The organism is Patescibacteria group bacterium (assembly GCA_041645165.1).
Lineage (GTDB): Bacteria > Patescibacteriota > Patescibacteriia > 2-02-FULL-49-11 > 2-02-FULL-49-11 > 2-02-FULL-49-11.
Genome location: JBAZQN010000010.1, coordinates 15,648 through 41,782, shown reverse-complemented (window position 1 = coordinate 41,782; position 26,135 = coordinate 15,648). Strand labels below are relative to the sequence as shown.

General features: G+C 50.3%; 15 protein-coding genes. All 15 read left to right on the top strand.

The window, feature by feature from the left end:
* The first annotated feature begins 120 nt into the window (after positions 1-120).
* Positions 121-5,145, top strand: a complete 5,025-nt coding sequence (locus WC659_04575) for a carbohydrate binding domain-containing protein (protein ID MFA4873182.1) — start codon at positions 121-123, stop codon at positions 5,143-5,145.
* Positions 5,146-5,292: 147 nt separating this feature from the next.
* Positions 5,293-5,949: a hypothetical protein gene (locus WC659_04570; GenBank protein MFA4873181.1), complete on the top strand. Its 657-nt coding sequence runs from the start codon at positions 5,293-5,295 to the stop codon at positions 5,947-5,949.
* A gap of 54 nt (positions 5,950-6,003) precedes the next feature.
* Positions 6,004-10,953 carry a hypothetical protein gene (locus WC659_04565; GenBank protein ID MFA4873180.1) on the top strand — a complete coding sequence of 1,650 codons (4,950 nt, stop codon included), beginning with the start codon at positions 6,004-6,006 and terminating at the stop codon, positions 10,951-10,953.
* A gap of 372 nt (positions 10,954-11,325) precedes the next feature.
* Complete coding sequence (locus WC659_04560; protein MFA4873179.1) at positions 11,326-14,856, top strand: hypothetical protein; 3,531 nt, start codon at positions 11,326-11,328, stop codon at positions 14,854-14,856.
* Positions 14,857-14,868: 12 nt separating this feature from the next.
* Entirely contained in the window at positions 14,869-16,332 is a 1,464-nt protein-coding gene (locus tag WC659_04555; protein MFA4873178.1) for a hypothetical protein, read from the top strand.
* A 43-nt stretch (positions 16,333-16,375) separates the two neighbouring features.
* A complete protein-coding gene (locus tag WC659_04550) occupies positions 16,376-17,155 on the top strand; it encodes a four helix bundle protein (GenBank protein ID MFA4873177.1) in 780 nt (259 codons plus the stop codon).
* Positions 17,156-17,198: 43 nt separating this feature from the next.
* Entirely contained in the window at positions 17,199-18,404 is a 1,206-nt protein-coding gene (locus WC659_04545) for a hypothetical protein (GenBank protein ID MFA4873176.1), read from the top strand.
* A gap of 219 nt (positions 18,405-18,623) precedes the next feature.
* Positions 18,624-19,055: a PrgI family protein gene (locus tag WC659_04540; GenBank protein MFA4873175.1), complete on the top strand. Its 432-nt coding sequence runs from the start codon at positions 18,624-18,626 to the stop codon at positions 19,053-19,055.
* Positions 19,056-19,231: 176 nt separating this feature from the next.
* Positions 19,232-19,918, top strand: a complete 687-nt coding sequence (locus WC659_04535) for a TraC family protein (GenBank protein MFA4873174.1) — start codon at positions 19,232-19,234, stop codon at positions 19,916-19,918.
* A gap of 103 nt (positions 19,919-20,021) precedes the next feature.
* On the top strand, positions 20,022-21,932 hold the full coding sequence (locus WC659_04530) for an ATP-binding protein (GenBank protein ID MFA4873173.1): 1,911 nt from the start codon (positions 20,022-20,024) through the stop codon (positions 21,930-21,932).
* A gap of 262 nt (positions 21,933-22,194) precedes the next feature.
* On the top strand, positions 22,195-22,482 hold the full coding sequence (locus tag WC659_04525; protein ID MFA4873172.1) for a GIY-YIG nuclease family protein: 288 nt from the start codon (positions 22,195-22,197) through the stop codon (positions 22,480-22,482).
* A 119-nt stretch (positions 22,483-22,601) separates the two neighbouring features.
* Positions 22,602-23,252 (top strand): hypothetical protein, encoded by a 651-nt coding sequence (locus tag WC659_04520; protein ID MFA4873171.1) that lies wholly within the window; start codon positions 22,602-22,604, stop codon positions 23,250-23,252.
* A gap of 175 nt (positions 23,253-23,427) precedes the next feature.
* Positions 23,428-24,336, top strand: a complete 909-nt coding sequence (locus WC659_04515; protein MFA4873170.1) for a hypothetical protein — start codon at positions 23,428-23,430, stop codon at positions 24,334-24,336.
* 121 nt (positions 24,337-24,457) lie between these two features.
* Positions 24,458-25,732 carry a hypothetical protein gene (locus tag WC659_04510; GenBank protein ID MFA4873169.1) on the top strand — a complete coding sequence of 425 codons (1,275 nt, stop codon included), beginning with the start codon at positions 24,458-24,460 and terminating at the stop codon, positions 25,730-25,732.
* A 97-nt stretch (positions 25,733-25,829) separates the two neighbouring features.
* Positions 25,830-26,114: a GIY-YIG nuclease family protein gene (locus WC659_04505; protein MFA4873168.1), complete on the top strand. Its 285-nt coding sequence runs from the start codon at positions 25,830-25,832 to the stop codon at positions 26,112-26,114.
* The last annotated feature ends 21 nt before the right edge of the window (positions 26,115-26,135 follow it).

Here is a 26,135-nt window from a genome sequence, read left to right as displayed (position 1 = left end):
AATCAATGGTTCAATCTGCAAGATTGAACGAACCAAGTGATCGTAGGGAACAGGCATGCCTGTTCCACTGACGTCAAGATTTTGTTCAGTTGCATAATCTAAATATCCAGTTTTGATTTTATGAGCACTACCGGTTTGTTCGACGATAAAAACAATCGTTCAATCTGCAAGATTGAACGAACGGTGGCTCGTCGTAAATGGTTCGCGATTATTGCCCTCCTGTGTGTGACGATGAGTTTTGCTGTCGTTCCTTTTTTACATATCCCTTATGTCAATGCACAGGCTGTCGTAGTAGATGTCGCTCAAGAAAAGAAGACTATTTTGGATACAATCTGGAGAGTTATTGACAAAGCCTTGAAGACCGTAGTGGCGGTGGCGTATAAAAGCGGTTTGCAGTATTTTTTGAATAAGGTGGCCTACGACTATGCTAGCTATTTAGGAAGCGGAGGGCAAGGCCAGAAGCCCGCGTTCATCACTCAAGGGTGGAAGAAGTATTTGGACGATGCGAAAGACGAAGCGTTGGGAATATTTTTAACCACTGGCGTTGATGTGGCGATTGATGAGCTTACTAAGCCAGAAATGCCAGAGGAGTGTGCGAAGTACTGTTGCCAAGGAAAATGGAAAATTGATGAGCAAGGGAATGCTGGTTGTAGCGAATTACAGGGTGATGGTTTATGTCTTAGCTTTGGTAGTTCTGAATACGAGGCAGTGGCAGAAAAACTCATGCAATGTCAGATAAAAAATAAAAAGACGCAGGCTGCGCGTGATAAAAGTAATGCGAGTAAAGCTAAACTCCGCGGTACGCTCCATCAGAAGCTTACCCTCTGCTCTCCCATATCCGTAGACATTGAAGCGAAAATAAAACTTACCGCGCGTGAAATCCTGGCGCCTTCAAAACCTTTGTGCACCTTTAGCCAGATCAGGAAAAATCTGCCGCGGACATCAGTGCGCATCAATGGTTTGGATATTTTCCGCACTGACTATAAGCAGTTGAAGCTCAAAGACCTGCCCAAGTTTGCCACATACTTCAATCCTGCGGAGAATGACATCGGCGCGGTGCTCTCCATCGTGGCAGAAGGGTATAGCGCGCAGACGAAAGCGCGTACGGCGAAGGAGCTAGAACGGAAAGAGGGGGAAGGATTTAATCCAGTGAAAGATTTAATAACAGGTGAGCTCAAGACGCCGACGACACTAGTATCCGAGTCGACCAGAGAGGCGCTCACTAAGAAGCCATATGGTCCTATGCTCCTCTTCACCGGCGACGCGGTCGCTGATGCATTTAAGGTGTTCACGAACACTTTAGTAAGCAAACTATTCAAGCGCATTACCAGCGGCGGATTCAATCCTGCGACTGACCGGTCTTTGTCAAGTTACGGCCCTTCAAGCGGCCTCATTGGATTTACCGCGGGCGCGCAGCTCGCATTTGCCGAAATTATGAAGACAGATTTCACGACTGACAGCGCGGTGGATCTGCTCTCGGAGCTTTCATCCAATACCACTGGCCCGGAGAACCGCGTGATTTCGGAACTGTTCAGGTTGGCGATTGACGTGAATCCCCATTTGTCAGTGCGAGAAGCAGTGGAGCCTGTAGGGACAGGGGGCTGTCCCAAGTGCCAAGGGCTTCTTTCCCGCAATCTTACCTTTGGTTTTGAACAAGGCGGTTCGCAACCGGACTGGCAATCAGGAATCCCTTACCGTTCCATCGTGATTTTGCGCAAGTACCGCATCGTGCCCGTAGGCTGGGAGCTTGCTGCGCTCTATATCAAGAATTTTGCGCAAACGCGCGTGACATTAGGCGAACTTCTCGACGCGCATGACAAGTGCGGACAAAATGGCGGGCTTTTGTCTCCATATTGCAGGCTCGTAGATCCCAATTGGATTCTGAAAGCGCCTCTTACCAAGTGCGTGCGGGAAGGGCCGGGAGAAGCGGACCTGAAGGTAACGCTCGCCACTTTACCCATCTGCGACACTGACACGAACGGGAACGGCACGATTCTCTGCCCTCCTGATATCGCGTCCCCTGCCATCAGCCGCGAGAACGTGTGCACGAATCAGCGCTCCTGCATCGTGGAAGGGGGAGCTACAGGGTGCTTGGCGTATGGGTATTGCGCGACGGAAAAGCAAGTGTGGTCTTTGGGCGAGTCGTGCCCCGCGCAGTATGCGTCATGCCTAGAGCTTAAAAAGGCAGGATCAGATCAGACCGTAAGCTTTCTCCTCAATACTACGGATGCGCAAGGGTGCACGAGAGTGGCGTCTGAAGGGTGCCGCAGGTACGCGAGACGCAGGGATGCCGGCGGATGGGTGGACAGCGTGGCTGCGCCGGATAATTATTTCCTGAACCAATCAGCGCTTACCATGGCAGAGGCCGCGTGCAAAGAGCCGAATGCAGTGGGGTGCAAAGATTATATTCGTCTTCGGCATAGGGATGAGGCAAAGCATTTACTTACCGCTCAAGAATATGCAGATGTGTTACAAGATGTAACCTCGGATCCTCCTACTGATACGTATCGCGGCACGCCCACGCCGCCGCAACAAGGAGCTCCACGAGAAGCAGAATCGGTTTATCTTAATAATACCGCGCAATCGTGCATGGGACCTGTAGGCCAAGAGGGTATGTATGCGGGTTGCGCCCTCTATACCCCGCTTGATCCTACCGAGCTGCAGATAGGCATTCCGGCAAAACCGACCATGGCTACTATTGCTCCGGCAACCAATACGGTGAGCAATTGGAATGATGAGTGCCCGGCAGAATGTGTGGGATATAAGAAGTATGAGCAAATGCAGACGAATTTTGAAGCTGGTATTCCTATCACCAATATGCCTCCTGCTCCGGTAGCCCAATTTATTCCCGCCACTGCGCATTCATGCCCGGCGCAAGACGCCGGGTGCGATGAATTTACCAATCTCGACAAGGTTGCCCAAGGCGGCGAAGGCAAGGAGTATTATACAGAATTGAAACAATGCGAACTTCCCGGGAGCGGCGAAGCAACTTATTACACCTGGGAGGGGTCTGACACGGTTGGATTCCAGCTGAAGGTGTGGACATTGATCCCGAGCGGAGGCGCGACAAGCGAGCCCGCGGTCACTGGAGCAAAAATAGTAGATTCCTTGCGGAGCCCTGATGGCATCAACTGCCAGAATGACTTTAACTCGCTCAACCCTGATCTTGACTGCCGAGAGTTCATTGATAGCAATCTTACTTATTACTATCGCTATTTCTCCAAAGTGATTATAGCATCTGACGATTGCCACCCTCTGCGGCGCACGTTGCCAGATGCGGGCGGCTGGTGCGCGCAACACCGGGGAGAAGCGGATGCAAATGGCCACTGTGTGTATCAAGCAATTCCCTATTATAGTGCCACATGTGCGCCATCATCCGCGGGGTGCCGCGAATACCGCCGCGGCGACGGCAGCAATGTGCAGCAGCTTTTTTCTGATACCTTTGAGAGCGGGTCGTATGAGCCATGGTCCCCGGCTGCTGGAACGGCGCTATCTATTTCCAATGAAGCTGCCGTGCTCAATAACCATTCACTTAAAATGGCGGGAGGTACGGCGGGGAGCGCGAGTGCGTATCGGCCTGGGTTTTCCGTGGAAACAGGCAGGCTCTATAATGTAAAATTCTGGGCGCGCGCTGACTCTGCAAGCACTATCTCCGCTTCGCTTGTGGATTCCACTGGGCAGGCAGCGGTGGCCACTCCTGCGTCCTATGCGGACAGTGTTACCACGTCATGGAAGTCGTATACGCTTGGTCCATTTACTGCAACAAGCGCATCACCTGCCCAAGTGAGGATAACGGTAGGAAGCACTACCTATATTGATAATGTAATAGTGCAGACCGCGCAGGTGTATGCGATTAAAGATAGTTGGTATACGCCAGAGACGTGCGATCAAAATAGTCAAGTTCCCCCCATAACTACGGTAGCGGGTGCCCAGCTCAACTGCGCGGCGTACCGTCAAGGAGGGACAGAGAAGACATACTATTTCAAGAAGTTTTCTACGCTGTGCCCTGAACGGTTCGTGGGATGCGAAGCGCTCATTGACACGCAGAATTCGAGTAATCCAGCCGAGCAGACGTTCTATAACTCCAATGCCACGGATCGCTTCAATAGCCCTGCATCAATAGTAACCGTGCCCGCTGATGCGCTTGCCTACCTTATCCCTTCTCAAGACGCGGCATGCAGTGCAAATCAGGCAGGCTGCACGCTCCTGGGGCAGGCGAGTGTGGCGTTTTGGAATTCCGCGAATGGAGTGGCCACCAGCACGTATGCCGACACTATTGTCATGGTTGATCCTGACACGTTCAGCGATGAGATCGGTAAGATCGGGGAGATCACGAGTCTCTGCACACTCCCTGAAGAGTATTGTGCGACATTGACTAGGACTGATAATAGCTCCTTTCCTTCATTCAAAGATCCGACCGGCTACACCTGCGAGTATGAGACTGAGGGCACTGTCACGACGTGGTATCAGCTCGGCACCTCCACTCCTTGCCCTACTGTGACAAGCGTATGTTCGAACGCGCCGTATCGGAGTTGCACGAACGCGACGACGCAATGCCCTGAAGGCGGCACCTGCCGTCCGTTAGGATTTTGCATAGGCGGCAGAGCCGTGCGTGATGCGATATCAGGAGGCGTGACGTATCCGAAAGTGAAGAACCGCTGTTTGAGCGACGCAGACTGCATGGATTTTAGCCGCCCGGGCAGCCAAGGCCTTTGCTCGAACGCAGTGGCGCGCTGCAAACCGCAAGTGTCCACCTGCACCGAGTATCAGGATCCGCGGCTGCCGGAGGGGTGTTCAAGGGCGCTCGTGTATGGGCAGAAAGCATGCAGCGAAGACGGAGCGTTTGCGTGTACCACGGACGCGCAATGCAGCACTACGGCAACCCCGCCAGGGCCCGGTGGCACCTGCTCGGTGTCTGCGTGCGATTTCCTCTATGTGCCGAAAGATAAAATCCAGAGCCAATTAAGCGACTGCAAAGGCGAGCTTGATCCTGAAGCAGGATGCGTGGGGCTCCATGAGACCGGCGGCGGGCCAGATACCATTATCACCGCGAAGCATTGTTCTAACTCTCCTGTGGGGAATCCGCGTCCATGTATTACGGATAATGATTGCGATACGGGAGGAACATGCGGGTACCAACAGTGATAAACTCTAAGGCGGCAGACCCCAGTAGTACCCCCGAATTACCCAGATCTGGTAGCGTCGGAGCTTGCCTCCGACTCACAGGTGGCAGACAAGCTGCCACGCTACAATGAAACTTTGCATTTATTTATAAAAATTAACATCAATCATATGTCTCCACAAGATTCTCAAACTAATGTTCCATCAACAGATGCAAAGCCTCGTTCTTCTTCCCGCCTTCTTGTGCTGCTTGGAGCGCTGGCGGGGGTAGTAGTAGTGGCGCTCGCGGTGAATTATTTCACGCCAAAACCACCAAAACCGGCGCCGCCATCACCCCTCCCCGCGCAAAGACAATCACCACCAGCGCCCATCGTGCGGCCGGATTTGAAAGGCGCGATTTCCCTATCGCTTCCTGAAGGGAAGACGAGTTTAAGCGTGGGAAAAGAAGGATTGGTTGAAATTCGTTTTGATACCTATGATACGCATATTACGGTCGTGCGAGCGGTGCTCACCTATGATCCGAAGCAGGTTGAGTTTAAGGGTTTAAATGCGAAGGGCACAAGCCTGCCTATGGAAGCAAATCCTCCGGGTGCGCTTGAGACTACAGGGCGGATAGAAATCGTGCGCTTTATTCCCGGTCCCGGGGCAAAAGGAGGCGAGGGAGGATTTGCGGGCAGCGGGCTGCTTTCAGGGATCAAGGTGAAGCCTCTGAAAGCAGGAGAGATCATCTTTACTATTGATAAACAAGAATCGCAGTTCGTGCCGTACATGACCGCGGAGAAATATGTGTTTACGGATGTGAAAGATGAGGCGTTTATTGTAAAATAATAAGACGGATAAGTCTTATAAGTCGTATAGGTCTTATAAATCCTACTAGGCTATATGCCTGACAATAATGAACAAATGCATTTGAGTGTAAAGGAATTGTGGCAGCGCTTCCATAGCTGGTTTGGCGCGCTTTCGCTGTGGGTCAAGATCGTGATATTCCTCGCGGTGGCCGCAGGGGTAGGATTGCTCTTTGCGCAAGTGACTCCAAACCCAGCTGGAAATCCCAATGTGGAGCTTTCCCTGCGGCCGGCAAGCGGCAGGTATTCTTTTAACACCGCCATGCCGTTGAATGTGATGATTTCTAACCCTTCTCAACAGCCCTTGTATGCGGCAGAAGTGGTGATTACGTATGATCCCACAATGCTGGATATCAGGAAGGATGACTGCGAGGCTAGTGGTTTGCAAGATGCGTGTATTAGCGCAGCAGACCCTTTTACCCAAGTAACGGTTCAGGACATAATTCCAGGCGTCCTGACTGACCGCAATACGATTCATATCGTGCGCGGCGCGCCTAAGGGCGTGTTTGATGATGCCACATTTGTGACTCTTATATTTCGGACCAGAACTACCCCGGGCGTCACCGAAGTGAATTTTGACCAAAACAATCCAGATGCTGCTATCAGGAACCACGTGGTTTATGTCGCGCCTAACGGCGGCGTTGCTGACGTACTTGCTCCCAATGGGTTGCACGGCGGTACGTACACGATTGGCTTGCGCACCTGCATAGATCCGCCGCCTAGTGGCTGGGGAGGATATTTTTGTAATCCTGCGCTCATGGTGTGCCAAGACGGTTTGAACATTGGCGATCCGTGCACAACGTCAGCGGGATGCCCCTTGGCGTTGTTTGGGCATTGCCGGGATGTGAACGGCGGCGGTTCAGGGGATGAATGCGTAGTGAATGATCCCGCGCACAATGGTTGCTATTCCGGTCACGGTTTGTCAGAAACGTGCCGCGCTGATGTGGGATGCAATATAACAACGGGAAAGTGTGTGTATGATGCCACCGTGACGTGCGTGGACGATTTAGGATGCCAGCATTACGCGGCATGTTCGACCGCAAGCATCTGCATAGAAGGGGAAGAAGTGCCGGATGTAGACGCTGCGGGCGCCGCCACCACCGACGTGTGCTGCACCAAGCCCTGTTCTTCCATCGTGCCCAAACAGCTCTATATCCACCATGTAATTTCTGAAACATCGGCTCCGGCTGAAGAGACTATTACGTGGGTGACTTATCCTGAAACTTTCATGCCAAGCGTGTGCACCACCACCTTGACCCCTGGCGGTCTTTCGCAGATATCAACTGGCAATCCCATTTCCCACAAAGTAGTATTCCCAGGGCTCAATGCAGGAGGAACATATTCGTTTCATATTACCTGCAACGTGACAGGGTTTGTGCAAGCCGAGTATAACGGGCAGTTTATCGTGAGCGGTTCTACCGCGGAGACACTGCGGATTGTAGACGCGGGCATTTCTGATGTTACCTGTCGTTCCTTCCGCGTGACTTATGGCACGACAAAGCCTGCACGAGGGACCGTATCGTGGCAAAACATTCCATGGGGTTTAGGAAGTTGTCGTGTGACTGCACCGGAAGGTTCACGGACTGATGAGGTGTATACCCTATCCCACGCAGTGGTGGCAACACCGCTCTCACCAACAACCGGCAGATGTTCAAAATCGCCTTTTGACTCCTGTAGCAGTAATATCGACTGTGCCGCTCCCGCCCAATGTCTCTTTTCGTATTGCGTAAACATTACCGCGCAAATCGCTAATCCCCCGGAGACTGCGGGTCCCAAGTATTGGAGGGTGACGGTACCTGCGTGTCCTGCGATCGAGCCGGACGCGAACCAGATCATGAAAGTCACGCGCGACCGCGTGTGCAAGAACTGGCTCTACTGCCAGTCAGCAGTACGCTTAAAAAACCAGCAGGGCAAGTATGAAGACATGTGTTTTGACCTTGGCGTGTGCGATACGCTCGATCCGAAAGGGGAATGCGCAAATCCTGTGGCGCTGGAAGGCGCAACTGGCCGGGCAAACCTCACCTTTGACACGCCGTCGCAGATACACTTCATTAAGGACGTATCAGGGTATTCTAAAGTAGGTTTAGCCTGGAGCATTGGCTATTGCTCTATTACTACAACTCGAGAGTGCTCCGCAACCAATGCATGTCCCGCAGCGGATGGCGTGTGCATATACCCGCGCGTTGACGGCCTCTACCCGTACGTGCGCATGAATGAAGTCGGCAGAACCGTAAAGGTGCAGAATGGCAATTTTGAAACTGGCGCCCCCTCGCCATGGCAGCCGCGCTATGGCGCAAGCATTTATGTTGAACGCAAATCAGGCTATGCGTTCTATTCTACATTTATCTTGAAGGTGGTGCCGGGGGCAGAGCATTGGTCTGGCGCGTTTATCCCCTTAGGCACATTTATTTCCGCGCCTGGCATGGACACGATGATGCTTACGTTCCGCGCCCGCACCGATAAAAACGAAGGGCATTGCGAACGAACTAAAACGCGACTGTGCGACATCAGCGCGGATTGCCCTATATTTCACGATGAGCGCGAAGAGTGCGTGTTGAGGGCAATTCGCGCTCAGCTTGCCATTGGCAATGATTATCATAATTTTGTGATTGGGAAAGGAGCGCAGAAAGTTACCCTTGACAACAGCTGGGTGACGTATCAGATGCGGCTTGGCACCAAGGCAGAGGATGGCAAGCTTCCTGAAAATTTAAGCGGGCAAGCCTTCCTTCAGTTCGTGCAGCAGGAAAGCAGCGCGATCGCGCCAAGCCCTTTCTATATTGACGATGTTACTATCCAGCCCGCGCTTGCCATCGCGGAAGGGCGCACGCTTCCGCGCTCCTGCCGCACGTATCCTACGCAAGACGCGCCTGCCTGCGATTTTCTGGAAGCAGCGTCCGGCAAAGAGTATAAAGGGTGGAAAGGCTATTGCGTGGAGCGGCAGGATCCAAATCCTAGCCGCTACCTTGATCCCGCAAACGACTGCCTGATTTGGTGGCCGGTGGACGTGCTTTTGGGGACCTCTGATTTGTTCTCAAGCGAGCCTGTGGCAGGCTATACTGGCAGGAAGCCCTTGTATTACTGTCTCGAGTCAAAAGGCGACTGGCCGTATTATGATCGGGCGATTACCAGCGACACATACGGCCAATGTCAGAGTGAGTCTTGCAGTTTTCCTATTGATCTTAGTTGGTTGGATATATATAAAAATGAAATAATTGAAGTGAGGATTGATGACATACAGATGGATGATGGCACTTCCGATTCGTACGACTGCACAATGAGGAATGATGATACAGATATTAATCTCTCATTAAGTGGAAAGAAGGGAACGATTATTTTGAACCAGTCGAATAAAGATCATTGGCGCAATGGTCTTACCTCCACCAAGAACTGCGGTCCTGACGATGATAAAGATAAATATCATGCTCTCTACAATCCCTATGCCTATTTGCGGTGCGAAAAAGGCGCCCATGAAAATGATTGTAATATGATTTCGGCATGGCTGGAATTTGGCGAGAATAACAAATTAAAAATCCTGCATGTGTATTATAAGGATGGCAGCGGTGGTTCAGGGAGAGTTAAGTTTAAAGGCATCATCACCTACCGCGGGGAGCGGTGCAACGTGATTGCGCAAGTGGTGACGCAGGACGGTGAAACCCTGCCGTATGCGACACGGATTGGGCCAGGCGGCTTTAAGTCCCCGTATAACGCGCCCAAGTATCCATACGAACAGGATTACGAGCCGTATGGCGGCCTTGTGCTGCCGAGAGGGTCAGGCATTGATCCTGGCGATCCTGCCACGTGGCCAGGCCCTGCATACGTGGAAGCGCCCATAACTCAAGGGCAGACAGCGCCGTACCAGTACCGCGCAGGCGCGCCGTATGGGATCCGGGCGGTGAAGAAGGTGTGCAGCGCCGGCAATGTAGGCGCTGAGTGTGAGGAAGATGAAGATTGCAATTATGCTGGTGCGTGCGCCAAGGGCCCAGACATAGATGGTTATGCAGCTTATTATTGTAGCAATAATGGCAGTATTGAGTGCAATCCTAATGACGAGATCGCTATCAAAGTCAAATGTGCCATATCCGGGATTTGCAGCGGTGTTAGTGGAACAGAGGGGGGCAGAGTGTGCATCACGGGAAGCGATGAAAAAGTGGGGAAGTTATGTGATGAGGAAACGAATTGCGGCTACGTCAAGGGCGATGTGGGAGCGCCAGGCATTTGCGCGGGGGTTGATAAGCCAAAAGAGATGAAGAATTGGGAGAATTTCTATACTGCCCTTGATGGCGGCGCGGAACGCGGCAAGGGGACTTTGCGCGAGCTTTTTGCGAAAGCCTATAGCGTGTGGGCTTTTAATCCTCAAACGGGGAGATACGGCTACTGCTGTACGCCGGGAACGACGGCAGGGTGTGTCGGCCGAGTATCAGATCGCTGCGTGGACGCGTGGGATATTCTGGATGGCACCGACCCCGACGCCCTTAAAATAGCGGCCCAGCCGCGAGTGAAGCAAATATGGATCGATGGCCTCCTCAAAATGTTTAAGCGCGCCGGCGGCGTGGCGCTTAAATTTACGAGTAGCGTGGATGAGGACCATAAACCTTTGACTTCATATCGCGTCGACTGGCGCGATGGTTCGCAGATTACTTCAGTGGAAGGATTGCGGATAGAGCCCAAACAATCCTCGCAGGATCCGCATATTGTTACGCACACGTATCAGTGCGGCGTGGGCGGCAAACAGATTGGCCCTGAAGGGGAGTATGATCTGCCTGTATGTGGCGCGGGCGGGGTAAATTGTTGGGATGGCACCTATTGTCTCTTCAAACCATACGTGCAGGTGATGGATAATTGGGGTCTATGCAATGGCAGCTGCGAGAATCCGCCAGGCACGGCTGTTGCATGCGCGGGATCCATGTGCGCTACACCCGCCGCAAGCCCGCTCCCGAATCCGCAAGTCTGGAAAGCCTATGGCGGGGTGATAAGGGTGAGACCATAGCATAAAATCCCAATTTCCAAATCCCAATGTCAAATAAAGCTAAGTGCAATTTTCAATTCTCAATGTTCAATTTTCAATTAATTTTCAATGACTAAATTTTCAATCATTGTTGGTTCAGTCTTGTAGACTGAACTGTAGGGTTGATCAGCCGCCTGACAGTTTGTATTAAAGGGGCCACACGATCGGTTGAGTCGGAGACAAGCTCCGACGCTACAGATTGATATTCCGATACGATGTATTACCAGCCTGTGTGGCGGCAAAAACAATCGTTCAATCTGCAAGATTGAACGAACCACGTGAAACCGATAACCATTCATGTCTACTTGCTTTGCACAATTTAAAAAAATGCATTTTCGCCATGCTACGATATTTATGAGCGCGGCGCTCGCGCTGATGGGCGTGTTTTTATTGGTTCCCGGCGCGCATGCGCAGCTAGGATGGCTTGTGAATATAGCAGAAGGAACGCTCATCACAATGGTTACCACGCTCATCTATGGGATCGTGTGGTTTTTTGGCATGTTGGTCACCGTGACGCTGATTCCCATTTTGGTGATGGTGGCAAGTTATAACGATTTCGCGACCGAGTACGGGGTACAGCTCGGATGGACCGTGGTGCGGGACGTGTCCAACATGTTTTTCATCGTAGTGCTCTTGGTGATCGCGGTCGCGACTATATTTAAAGTGGAATCCTATTCTTATCGCGCGCTCCTTCCGAAGCTCCTCATCATGGCGGTACTCATCAATTTTTCCCGGATGATCACAGGGTTCTTCATTGACCTTGCCCAGATCATCATGCTCACGTTTGTGAATTCATTTCGGGACATCGCCGGCGGGAATATCATTGATGCGGTAGGCATTGGGGACATTTTGAGTTATTCAGCTAAGACGACCGCATCCCTGGGAAACGTGGAGTCTATGAAAGTGCTGGGGGGGCTTCTTTTGGGGCTTGCCGTGGCGGCGGTGACGGCAGGCGTGCTCCTTGCGTTTATCTTGGTCTTGGTGTTCCGCGTCATTATGCTCTGGACGCTTACCGTGCTCTCTCCCCTTGCGTATCTCCTTTCGGCGTTCCCGGGCGGCCAGAAATATTCAAGCCAGTGGTGGGAAAAATTCACTTCCCACCTGATCGTCGGCCCGGTCCTCGCGTTTTTTTTGTGGCTCACGTTTGCCATCATGCAGCAGGGATCGTTTGTCCGGCGGGAAAATACCACCTTTGGCAAATTTTTGGCGGGCGAAAAGACGACTATAGACCAATACAATCCGTTTGAGACGAAAGTGGGCAGGACTGACAGCCTTATCAACTTTATCATCGTGATCTCGCTCCTCGTCGGGTCTCTTACCCTCACCCAGCAGCTTGGGGTCATGGGCGGCCAATTCGCCGGCACGGTGTCCGGAAAGCTGCAGCAGTGGGGCGCCGCGCCTTTTAAGGGAATCGCGAAAGGCGTGGGCGGTTTGGGGAAAGCCGCAGGGGCCGGTATAGGGAAGGATGCAGCATCGCGACTAGGTATCTCAGAAGAGTTGCTTTCAAAAGAGGGATTAAAGAAACTATGGACAGAGAACGTGACGGAGAAGGGGAAACGCTGGCGCCGCCAGAGAGTGGACCGGATCCAAAAGAAGCGTGAGGAAGCGGGGAGCATGAAACAATTCCTCTCGGCTCCCGCGTATAATTTGCGCCATAGATGGGACACGAGAACACTCAAAGAGCTAGTCACCAAGGGGCCTGGAGTGGTGTTTGGAAAAAAATATCAAAAGATGAGAGAAGAGGCAGAGGCGGTGGGAAAGAGAAAAGAGGAGATCGAAGCAGAGATAGCACAAGGGAATATAGGAGAAGCAATGATAGGGAAAATTCAAGTAGATCATGATGCTTATAGCCAGATGGAGCAATCTTTTCGGGGCGAGTTGGAAAGTCTAGATATTGATGAGGCAAAAAAAGCACTAAATAGGGAGAAGCGTATATATACATCAATTGATCCGGCGAAGGGTATTGGAACCGTAGAAGAATATCTTGAAGATAATGAAGGTAAGGATGATCCTGATAAACTAAGAGAAGAGTTCAAGCGGCGGCAGGAGTTTTCCGCTCTTAAACCTGAACAGATGAAGGAAGCTATGGCTGATGTGATAAGATTCGAACATAGTGTGGATGCCATGGTAAAAGAAAAGGAAGATGAAGAGAAATTCGATGAAGAGGACAGATCGGCGAGGTGGAAAGAAAAGCAAACACGCATTATAGAGCTGAAAGGTCTGCTTAGCGAGAAAGACCCTAATAGCATTTTAAATAAGAAAAAAGAAATAAAAGAAACTATTGATGATCTTGAAAAAATCAAAAAGGAATCGCCTGCTGACTTCGAGCAACGAGCAATGGCATACTTTGCACAAAAAGAAATAAATGAACAGGAGAGAGCAGATTTATTCACAAAAGGAGGACTTACGAAGCAGCAGGTTAAAGAGCGCGAAGCACGCCTGATAGAACTTAATGCTCCAGGTGGAGTTATAAAGAGGGCAGAGGGGGATCTTAAATTTGTTGAGGATAAGATAACGAAAGAGGGAGAAACACCTGCATTGAAGATTCAAAAAGAAAAACAAGAAAAGATGATACAGGAATTAAAGAAAGAAGCAAAGGCGCTTGAGGACTTCAAGAAGCTTCATAAGGACTTGGAAGAGTTGCCAAATAAACTTGCCCGCGCTATTGCGGGCGGGGACGCCCGTGGGGCAGCAGAAACAAGAGGACAGTTGTTAGACCGATTAAGTCAATTTGATGAATTACAAGGAAAAAAATATGATGGTGGAAAGAAATTATTATTGGCAAGTGTAGAAGAGGAAAAATTTAACCAAGGATTTATCGAGGCCGCGAAGAAGCAAGCGCAAATGTACAAAAAGTTACAAGATACTCCCCGAATTACTGAGGCTGATCGGGAAGAGAAGCGGCGTGAGGTGGAAATGCTCGATGTTGAAATAGACAAAATTAAAAAAGATGCTGACCAAATCAGGCCATCTTTCGATTATGAGACGCGCCAACATACGCGCCATGACATTGACGAAGAAGAGCGGAAGCTTACCACTGATAACTGGAAAGAGCTGGTGAGAATTGCGGAGGACGCGATTAAGGAAAAAGACGGCGTGCGTGCTGCGGCTGCCTTAAGAAAGGCTACGAGGTATGGTAATGAGAATGAGCTGCAGAATTGGTTTAACTATGGTTCAAACGCCGGAGGTCTGAAAGAATTTGTTATGGGAGAATTGGTAGGAAATAAAGGCGGACTCACAAAGGAGATGGCAGAGAAGATGGACTTGTCGTGGGATGATTATATTGATCAATATGGCATTAAACGTCAGGGATTCAAGAATAAGCCAGGATTAGGGCTTACTTCTGATATTGGTTTGGCAGTGGGCAACGATGTGAGCTATACCGGCGAGGGGATTGGCCACTGGGGCGTGGCGCGAGCGGTGGACATTGACTACTTCACGGGCGAGCCAATGTGGGCGAAAGAGATCGAACGGAATATTGAATGTTTGGCTGAAATAGAAAAGGTAGACTTTGAGAGTTTCATGCGTAACCGGAACCGTCTCGCGCTCTTTAATGAAGTTCCGTTCAGTTCGGAAGATTTTCGCAAAACCGGTAACCGGGAAGGACATATCATGCCGATGGGTGTAACTCTTTATGCACGTAACTACTTTAAGATGCCAAGATTATTGAGCCAGGGCCGCATGCAGCCGAGTATGCAGAAGAATCTTGGCTCGCCAGAGGCACTAAACATCCTAAGCCGACTGTCTCAGGAGATGCCTGCGGATAGGGCTGCGATGAGAGATGTAAATCGTCAGCTTTTATCATCAATGCGTGCCATACCACCTGGTTTTGGCGATGTAAGGAGAAATAATTTTCTTCTTGAGCGATTCTTCCGAGGATATTAATATTCCTTCTTTATGGCAGATGAACCACAACTTACTCCTCTGGCGCAGCCTGATGAAGTACAGGATGCCGGTAACCTCACGGCGCCCCCGCCCGTGGAAACATTTGTGAATACGGAGGCGCTCGCGCAATATGACGAGTATGTAGCTTACCTCCGCGAGTTCGTGATGATGGAAGATGCGTTTGAGCAGCTACGGGCGTTTAAGCTGCTCCTTAAAGGGTATCCGGATTTGCTCATGAAGTATCCGGAAGCATACCAGAAGATAACGAATATGATGTGGGTATGCCGCGCTATTTGTGTTCCTCTTCTTGAATTAGATGAAGTAACAGAATTATTTAATGCCCATTTGGGGCTCGTACTGGATATTCATGGCAAAGAGAGCATGGATGCAGTAAAAGCGTTTGTGCAGAAAGAATATAGCTATAAAAGGAGAGATGAGATAAAACAAAGGCTTTTAGATACCCTTATACGCAGCCAGGAGCGTATTACCGCTCAAGGTCCTCTCCTTGGCGGCCGTGAAGCAACGCCGACCATAGAAAATTGGATTAAAGATTACATTTCTAATGTCGGGACGGGATATGCTGACGCGTTCAAGCGTTCAGCATATCTCACCAAGGGTTCTAGTATTGTACGGCTTCCAGAAAATGAAAAAATACGCGTTCGCATGATACTGATGTTGCGCGATAAGCTCCCGCTGTCTTCCGCTACTCTTGAGGGTCTCGAGGAGACGGTCTCTGCGGTTAAGGATGGGAAGCCTGTGACGCTCAAGGAAGGAAAACTTGAGGAGATCCCTCCTGGGCAGTATGCAGAATACAAGCGATTGACCGAGCTTGCGATGAAAGCGATTGAAGATGAATTTAAAGAGAAGCGAGAAGCGGCGATGAAAGAGCTGGGAGTTACCTCTCCTGCAGACAAGATGATTGAGCAATATCGTAAGTGGACGGAGGAACCTGTCATTCAGAAGGCGCTTAAACAATTAGAGGAAAATGTGAAAAGAGAAGAGCCCCTCGGATCGATCGAACTAGAGGAAGAATTTTTTAGTGGCATTAACCGTAGTCAAATCCCTCAAGTCATTGCGACACTTTGGGAGCTTGGTCGAAGGAAGACGCTTAAAACAACGGTGGGGATTTCCGCTCGATATCAGCGGTATTGGGAACACCAAATCGAAAAATCCCAAATCCCAAATTCTCCCGCTCAGGCGGGATCCCGCTTACCCTTGAAAACAACATACAAGGAGCGGGACAGATCCCAAATAGAGGAATTCAAGCAAGATCCGGCGGCGGCGAAACACCTCTTGGCGTTTTTGAAGCATATTTTGATCGAACGTTTGAAATTGCCGGAAGAATCGGCGAAGCTGGTTGTCCTCACGTTAAGCAATGAATGCAGAAAAGCGGGGGAAGAAGAGTACGCGCATTTGGCGTATGGTGATTTACAAACGGGCGAGTTTAAGTGGATGGATGCAATAAAAGAAAAGTAATGGAGGAGAGAGGAGGAGTATAAAGAAAAAATAATAGGGGTGTATGACCAGCGTAAGGGTATTTATCGAGACGTTTGATTTTAAGAATCCTGATTGGTCAGAAGCGCCGGAGAATTTTCCAAATTGTGAATTGAGTGGGTTGTCGTCGAGCGAGTTGGGAGCATCCATGAGCATCAAGACAGTATGGGAGCTGTCGCGGCCGGAGCGTCCACAGCAGCGGTCTCGGGTGTGGCAGGATCCAGAAGGCTACCGTTATCTCGTGCAGTGGTCGAACGCGGTGCTGTTGCGCTATTTGGTTCGTCTTGCGACTGATGCATTGCCGAGGTCTGAATATAGGCGCAAGGCGCAGTTAGACGATGCGGCGCGGAGTGTAGTGCGGAATATTGAGGAAGGCTATAAGCGAGCGACCACGCGCGAATACCTGGATTTCTGGGGTTTTAGCCAAGGGAGTTTGGAAGAGGTGAAGGGTGATGTGAGGGAGATGACCGAAGATGGGTTTCTTGTGTCAAGGCCGGGATCGAGTCTCGTCGGGATCGGAGTTGATCTTGGTGAGTTCAATTGGGCGTTAAAGGATGGTAAAGGAGATCAAAGGAGGAAAAAGGAAAACAAGGATTTCTTATATCGTCCTTTAACTATCCTTTATCCGCCTTTAGCCAAAATCACTGTAAATGATTTGAGTTATGAGATATTCTATGAGCTTATCAATAAAACCGATTGGTTATTGAGAAAACTGGTTGAATCGCTGGAGAAGAAGTTAGCTGACGAGCAGAAATGGCACCAGGTGGAGCAGGCGCGCATTCGCGAGAAGTTTCAGAATAAGTGAGGTGAGGAGAATTATGATACACTAGTTAAAAGCATTTATATTTATGCCAGATCCTGTAGATAAAACCCACATTGGCGAGCTAGTCGTCCGTGACGCGGACGGCCGCTTCAAGGTGCTTAAAAATGGCGTTTTGGAGGATTGGGATGCGTCACTCACGTCGCAAGATGACCGCGTGAAGCGTATGAATATCGAACGGACTCCTGCGCCCGTGGGTGTCTCTATGTTTCCTCCCGCAGCCCCTCGCGCCGTTTCAAACCTCCCTGCGCGCCCTCTTATACCCTCTTCCCTTGTCCCCGTTCCGAAGCCGGTTGCCCGTTATTATGTGGACGTGAGCGATGAAGAGGAGGTTGACGGATACCGGCAGACGGGCGATAAAGACCGCATCGAGAAGATTCATGAGCTTGCGAGTAAAAAGGCTGATGAGATTTTAAAGGCTTCGGGTCTTGTGGTTGATGCAGAAGTCCAGCCTCGGCTCGCCCGCGTGATAGTTTCCCGGCTCAAAGACATTAGGGATCTTATTGAAACAAAAGAGACGCTCACACGGCCGCGGAATTTGGGAGGCGTGAATATGGACAATGCGTCCGCGAATACGCTCCTGCAGCTTATAGAAGAGCGGAGGCCCGCATTTGAAGATGAGGTGCGGGGGGTTAAGGTGACGCCTGCCCTTGCCAGTTTCCATCTCACTCCGCCAATCCTAACACCAGTGAAAACTGAAGTGGTTCCTCCAAAACCGCTTCCACCTCCGCCGCCGCTCATTGTCAAGGAACCGCGGCCGTTCATCCATCCGTCGTACCAGCTTGAAGAATCTAGAATCAAAAATCAAAAATCAAGAATCCCTCTTGCGCCGTCGTCGCCTCCGCCGCCTCCTAAGATGCCAACGGCGGAATTGCGCCCCACGGTCACTGACGTGCGTACCCTTCGTAGGGTGATGGGACCCATCGACGAACTCAAGACCATGACAATAGAGGATTTCCGCCGTTTAGGCACGACGGTATCCATGATGGCGTCAAAAGTGGTGGAAAAGATAGAATTGCTCGCCGATGAATCTCTCTTGAAGAGAAACGAGGGGCTGATGGCGTGGAAGTCCTCACCTCTTCATCAACTCTATTTGGTGGTCGGCGCAGAAAGTCTGGAGAAAGGTATGGATGTGGCGCACGTGATTGAAGAGCATACGAAGAAAAACCACCCAGTATTTACCAAAGAAGAATTTGACGCTATTGCGGACATTAACCGAAAACTGGCATACTAATATGAGAAATTCTAAATCCTAAGCACGAAACTCTAAACAAGCCCAAATGTTCAAAAATACAAATCGCGTTTTGAATTTTACTGTTTGTATTTGTTTAGTCCCGCACTATGAATTTACTTAATTTAATGTTTGCGGGATCCCGTCTGGGCGGGAGATTTCGGATTTATCTGGCTACGCCAGATCTCGCGTAGCGAGAGAGTTTAGGATTTATCAAAGTTTATGGATCAATTCGTCGTTCCTCAATTTATCGACGTGGAAGATAAAATCCTCGGGCCGATCACCACGCGGCAGTTCATCATGATGATCGTGGCAGGACTCTTCCTCGTCGTGTGTTATAAGCTGTTTGATATTTCCCTGTTTATCCTGGTTGCGCTTTTCACCTTTGCGATGGTAGGTGTGTTTGGGTTTTATAAGGTGAACGGTCGGTATTTCCATCATTTTCTCCTTTCCGTTTTTCAGCTCGGCATGAAGCCCTCCTTGCGGGTATGGAACAAATTTGACGCTGAAGGTCTAGAAGCGGCGCCTCAAGGCGAGGATCTCTCCGCAGTGCTTGAGCAGCCTCACCGGCGTTTTAGCCGCACGCGCCTCGCTGAACTTGCGCTTGAGGTAGATACCGGAGGGGTCTATGAGGCAGAGCAAGAAAAATCCTAATTGATAATTTTCAATTTTCAAGTCTCAATTTTCATTTAATTTTCAATGAAACAATTATCAAACGTTTGAAAATTGCGGCATTGAGACATTGATTGAAAATTGGAAATTGAGCATTGAAAATTCTAATATTTATAAATTTAGGGTTCGGAATTGCCTACTAAGGGATTTATAGCACTATGCCTTTTCAGCAAGGTGTCAGCAAAAAAAAGACCCATCCGCCCTCCACGCAGCGGTATCTGCCCATTGCGGAGGTTCGTGAAGATACCATTATTTTAAGAGACGGGAGTTTGCGTTCCGTTCTTTTGGTATCGTCAGTAAACTTCGCGCTCAAATCCCCCGAAGAGCAGGCTGCCACCGTGCAAGGGTATATTTCATTTCTTAATTCCCTTTCCTTTTCAGTGCAAATTATCATCCAGTCGCGCCGGTTCATCATTGATACCTACCTTGACGATTTGAAACAGCGCGAACGCGAGCAGTCAAATGATCTCCTTCGCATACAGATGGCAGATTATCGGCAGTTCATCACGGAGCTGGTGAGCCTTGGCGCTATCGTATCGAAGCGGTTTTATGTCGTAGTGCCGTATAATCCGGTTTCCGACAAACAGAAAAGTTTGGTCACGCGCATGTCGGAAACTTTTTCCTTAACCAAGGTGATAAAGATGAAAGAGGAAAAGTTCCGCCAGTACCGCTCAAGCCTAGACAGGAATGTGGCGCACCTGAAAGGCGGTTTGCAGGCGATTGGCCTTAATTCGGTGGAGCTTGATACCCAGTCGCTTATAGAACTTTTGTATGCGACCTATAATCCAGAGGTGGTAGTGAGCGAAAAGGCGCCGGAGATAGGGAAGATGGAGGTGGAGGAATAAACGCAGACGTACGCAGACGTTACGCGGACTCACGCTGACATCGATTTTCCGCGTTAGTCCGCGATTAAGGCAAGCGTGACGGTCAGCGTCATTCAGCGCATATATGTTCAACTTCTTAAAGAAACGATCTCAATCGGCGAAAGCGCCCCGTCCTGCGCAGGAAGCGAATGCGGATGTGTCGCGGGTTGAAAAAACAGCGCTTCCCTCCGAGGAGCTCCTGCGCGCGGAAAAGGTGTATCGCGAGGGGACCGTATCTATCCGCGATTTTATCGCGCCTTCTTCCCTCCGGGTGCAGTCAGATCATTTGGAGCTGGGGGGTATGTTTGTGCGCACGCTTTTCGTGGTGACATATCCTCGCTATGTCTCGGTGGGGTGGTTTGAGCCTATTATTGACATGAGCGCCACTTTTGACGTGGGAATATTTTTTTATCCCATAGAGCCAGAGATTATCTTAAAACAATTGAGGAACAAGGTGGGGGTGCTGGAAGCGCAGCTTTCTGCTGACAGGGAGAAAGGGGCGCCTCGCGACCCGGTGCGGGAGACTGCGCTCCAGGATATTGAAAAATTGCGGGACGATATTACGCAAGGAACGGAGCATTTCTTCCAATGCGCGCTGTATATCACCTTATACTCATCAAATATAAAGGAGCTTAACAGGCTTACGGAGAGGGTAGAAAGCGTTATCGGATCGAAGCTGGTATTTACCCGGCGCGCCACGTGGCAGGCGGAGCAGGGATTTAATTCAACGCTGCCTCTGGGAATAGACGAGCTGGGCGTCAGTTTCAATATGAATACTTCTCCTGCCGCGTCATCCTTCCCCTTCGTCTCTTCTGAACTCTCGAGCGACAATGGCGTCCTTTACGGTATCAACCGCCATAATAACTCCCTCATCCTTTTTGACCGTTTTTCGCTCCCTAATGCAAACATGGTAGTCTTCGCCACATCAGGCGCGGGCAAGTCGTATGCCATTAAGCTTGAAATCCTGCGCTCGCTCATGTTCGGCACGGAGATTATCATTATTGACCCAGAGCGAGAATACCAGTATCTGGCGCAGGCGGTGGGAGGCACCTATATCAATATCTCCCTGAATTCCGACAGCAAGATTAATCCTTTTGACCTTCCTCGCGCCATAGGAGAAGATTTGAAGGCGGGCGACATCATCCGCTCGGCGGTGATCACTTTGAAAGGGCTTATCCGGATCATGATTGGGGAGCTCTCGCATCAGGAAGATTCGCTCCTCGACCGCGCAATCCTTGAGACGTATGCGAAAAAGGATATTACCCCTTCTTCGGATCTTACTCACGCGGAGATGCCGGTGCTTTCAGACCTAGAAGACATTTTGCGCGGCATGGAGGGCGGTGATGACGTGGCGCTGCGCCTAAAAAAATACACTGAAGGCACGTTTGCGGGGCTTCTCAATAATCGCACGAACATCAATCTCAATAACCAGCTCGTGGTGTTCTCGGTGCGGGACCTCGAAGATGAACTGCGGCCCATGGCGATTTATACTATTATTAATTTCATCTGGAATGTCGTCCGTTCCTCCATTAAGAAGCGCATTCTCGTGATCGACGAGGCATGGTGGCTCATGCAGCATGAGGATTCGGCAAAATTCATCTACGCCTTGGCAAAGCGTTGCCGCAAATACTACCTGGGTTTGACCACTATTACGCAGGATGTGAACGACTTTTTAGGTTCACCCTATGGACAGGCGATTGTAAATAATTCCGGGCTCCAGATACTGCTCCGTCAATCGCCCTCTGCCGTGGATGCGGTGTCGAAAGTATTCTTGCTCACCCAGGGCGAGCGGTATCTGCTGCTCGAGAGCGGCGTGGGCGAAGGCATTTTCTTCGCGGGCAGCAAGCACGCGGCCATCAAGGTGGTTGCCTCCTATACAGAAGACCAGATCATCACCTCTGACCCGCGCCAGCTTTTGGAAATCGAGGAGGCAAAGCGCCAGTTTAACCAGACGCTGGAGCAGGAAGGAGCGCCGGCCGTTGCTGCAGGGAAGTAGCCAACGATCGATAAATTTTCAATGCTAATTTATTTACGTGAATACCCTGTGGTCTTTGCCACAGGGATGATAACCATCCTTGCCGTAAGACCTGATGCCCTGCGGTCTCTGCCGCAGGGAGGGGTTCACAAATCGCTGTCATTCCTGCCCCGTATCGCAGTACGAGGTAAACTCCTACAGGAATCCACCCTATCTCGTCATTCCTGCCCCGTATCGCGGTACGGGATAAACTCCAGCAGGAATCCAGAAAAAATAAACAAAAATCATGCAGAGTTACTATGTGTACATCATGGCAAGCCAGAAAAATGGGACGTTGTACATTGGGGTAACCAACGATCTTAGACGCAGAGCAGATGAGCATAAGAATGGACTGATACCGGGATTTACCCAACAATATCACATACATTTGCTGGTCTACTATGAGGAATACACTGATATAAAAATTGCCATCCAGCGAGAGAAACAATTAAAGAAATGGAAACGTATGTGGAAATTGCGTTTGATTGAGGAGGTAAATCCAGGATGGAAAGATCTTTCTGATGATTTTTAATGTTATTGTTTTTTCTGGATCCCCGACCTAGTCGGGGATGACAAGTGAAGAGGCCGACTGAATAATTTGAAATTGAAAATTAAAATGAATCTTGAATGTTATGTTATATATCGTACCGTATGTCCTCTAAAATTAAATTATTGCTAATATTTTCCAGCTTTGTATTGATTGCCGCCTTTGCGTACTTTTTTGTTGCACGCAGAACAATTGCGCCTCCCCCCTCCGATACGAAAGCATTGATTGAATCGGTGCAAAAGCAGCCTTCTCCCGCAGCTCCGCAGGCAACATCCCCCACCCCCACGCCCGCATCAAACGCTGCTCCCGCGCCCGCCGCCAATCGCGCTCCTGCGCCGCCTCCTGATCCTTTAGTGCAATTGAAGAGCGATCTTCTCCAGCTTAGCAGTGTGTTTGCGGAACGGTGGGGCAGCTACTCGAACCAGCAGGACGTTTCCAATATCCGCACGCTCCTTCCCTTCATGACGGCGGCAATGCAAACGTATGCGCTCTCACAAGAGCGCGCGCAGATTGTTACACAGGCAGACCCATCGGTATATCTTGGAGTGCGCACGAAGGCGCTGAACGTGAAGGAACAGCAATTTGATCCGAGTCAAGGATCGGCGTCTTATGTCGTTACTACCCAGCGTGTCCAAATGCAGGGGACAGGAGGAAATACAAAGGTATTTTATCAGGAACTTGATTTACGCATGACGAAAGAAGAAGGGATGTGGAAGGTGTCAGGAGCCTATTGGCGGCAAGTAGAAGCAGATTAACGCAGAATGACCAACGTTGGTTCAGTCTTGCAGAAGTTGGTTCAGTCTTGCAGACTGAAACCGCGGAATTGTAGCGTGGCAGCTTGTCTGCCACCACGGATGTCGGAGACGAGCTCCGACGCTACGGATTGAATATTACCATCATGTGCGGCGGTAAAAAACTAATAATACTGGTATGGCCGATACGGAAGCAAAATCGAATATTCCCAGCAAAGCAATGAAGAAGGCAATGAAGGATGCGTATCAAGGGAGAGGTGCTTTCTCTGGTAGTGGGGGATTTGTTGGCGGAGCAGGCGGCACGCAAGCGAAGAATAAAGATGATAGGCAATACGCCGCGACCGGACAACGCCAGCCGGAAGGTCAAAAGCAGGGATTTCTGGATAATATGCGCCAGCGCAAGGCAGAGCGCGATAAGGAACAACAACAACAGCAGTATGCGCAGAAGCTTGCGCGTGATAAGCAGAACGAAAAGAGGGTGGCTAGTATGGCTCAGGGCGGTTTAGGACGTAGGCTGGGAGTGGGGGCTTTGGGGATATTAGCGGGCGGGAATGCGGGAAGTGTATTAGGAAAAAATTTTGGAGCCTTGGCAAAGAGCGGGGTGGGAATCAATCGCGGCATGGGCATGATGGCGGAGAGAGAGGCGGCTTTCAAGCGTTTGAATGACAAGCAGCGGCAGGCATGGAAAAAAGAAAAGGGGTTAAAGAATAAAGCGAAAGCGTTTTTGAAGCGCAAAAAAAAACAGCAGGGGATACAAGCGAAAGATCATTCGACATTCATGTGGGGATTCCTGATATCATTGGCGCTTGTCAAGGATTTGATTGACATTGGAACGCTTTCATTGGGTCAGGTTTTAACTTGGATTATCGGAGTGGTGTGGGGGTTTTGCACTTTTTTTTATCTTGGCCGCAAGAATATGGAATTTGCGGATCGGATTATAAAGTCGCTTTTGCCCACATTAATTGACTGTGTGCCGCTGCTTGGCTTTCTGCCGATCTTGACGTTTTCCGTTTTTTATATCTGGTATCGTTCCGAGATCGCCACTAAGCTCCCGGCAAAGCCAGAGGAGAAGAAACTTCCCGGCTAATGCCGGGAAATCCCAATGACCAAATCCCAATGTCAAATAAAATCCAAATATCCAATTGTGAATTGGGGCTTGGGATTTTATTGGAAATTGGACATTGGGATTTGGAATTTATCAATTGAATATGCCTCGTTTTAACATTCGTTTCCTCATCGGCGTCGGCTTGATTATTTTCGGCATCATCGGCACTGCCGCCATTATTCTTTTTATTGGTTGGCGTTTCCGGCTTTTTAACGTGCCCGGGGTAAAACCGCCAGAGGGCGGCGTGGGCGCGCTGCCGCGCGCGGGCGAAGGACCCGGAGGGCTAGTGCGGCAACCTGTGGAAGGGGGATTACCCATTGAAGGCGGAGGAGAACCCACAGGGGGGACAACAGGCACCGGCTATCGGCCCGTGGTTGACGACGTGGCGCGCGGCAGGGAAACGCGCACAGAGGCGGTAGTGGAAGGGTTTCCTATGAATATTGACGTGAGCCCCAGCGGAGGCTTGAGCTATTATAATCCGACCGATACCAAATTTTACCGCGTGAATGCCGACGGCAGTGGAAAACGGCTGCTTGCGAACGAATCTTTCCCAGGCGTTTCAGAGGTGGTGTGGGCGCCGCAAGGCGATAGCGCTATATTAGAGTATGAAGACGGATCGAATGTGTATTATGATTTTACCACCAAAAAAACGGCCGTGCTCCCCAAAGACCTGACCGCGCCGTCTTTCAGGTCGGACGGGGGAGCCATTTCTTACAAGCTGGAGACGGGCAGCGCAAGGGATAATTGGATCGTGGTTTCCAATGTGGACGGGACCGGCGCCCAAGCGGTACAGGCAACCGGCGACCGCGGTATGCTGGTCGCTCCCCAATGGTCTCCGGATTACAAAGTAGTCGCCACGTACCATAAGCCGACTGGCATTGACCGCGAAGAAGTATTTTTCATAGGTATGCAGGGAGAGAATTTTAAATCGCTTGAGGTGCAAGGGTCTGGCTTCTCCGGTATTTGGTCCCCTGACGGCAGAAGAGTGCTCTATTCCACCACTCTTGCGGGCGCGGGGTACCAGCCTATGCTCTGGGTGGCGGATGTCGGGGGCGACCGGACGGGCGCGCGCCAATATGCGCTCGGGCTCTCCACATGGGTGGATCGCTGCGCTTTTGGAGAGGACAGCGTGACCGTGTATTGCGCCGTGCCTGATGAGCTTCCCTCAGGGGCGGGACTCGTGCCTGAATCCGCGCGGGGGATTACATATACCGTATGGAGCACCGATTTGGGCAATGGCATCAATCGCCGCCTTGCGGTGCCGGTGGAAGAAGGAGTGCAGACTATCAAGGATGTGCGGAAGCTCTACCTTACGCCCGACAATTCTTCGCTTTTCTTGGAAACGTTTGAGAAAGTGTATCGCATTAGACTGAAATAGAAGCAGAACAGTGTGGAAATTTTCAATTCTCAATGTTCAATTTTCAGTCATTGTCATTCCTGCGCAGGCAGGAATCCAGAAAAAATAAACAAAAATCATGCAGAGTTATTACGTGTACATCATGGCGAGTCAGAAAAACGGAACTTTGTACGTTGGAGTACCGAACGACCTTAGACGCAGAGTAGATGAGCATAAGGTGGGAGCGGTACCAGGATTTACCCGGCAATATCACGTACATACACTGGTGTACTATGAAGAATTTTCTGATATCTATGCGGCAATCACGAGGGAAAAACAAATGAAACGGTGGAAACGGGCGTGGAAATTGCGTTTGATTGAGGAGGTAAATCCAGGATGGAAAGATCTTTCTGATGATTTTTAGTGTTATTGTTATTTCTGGATC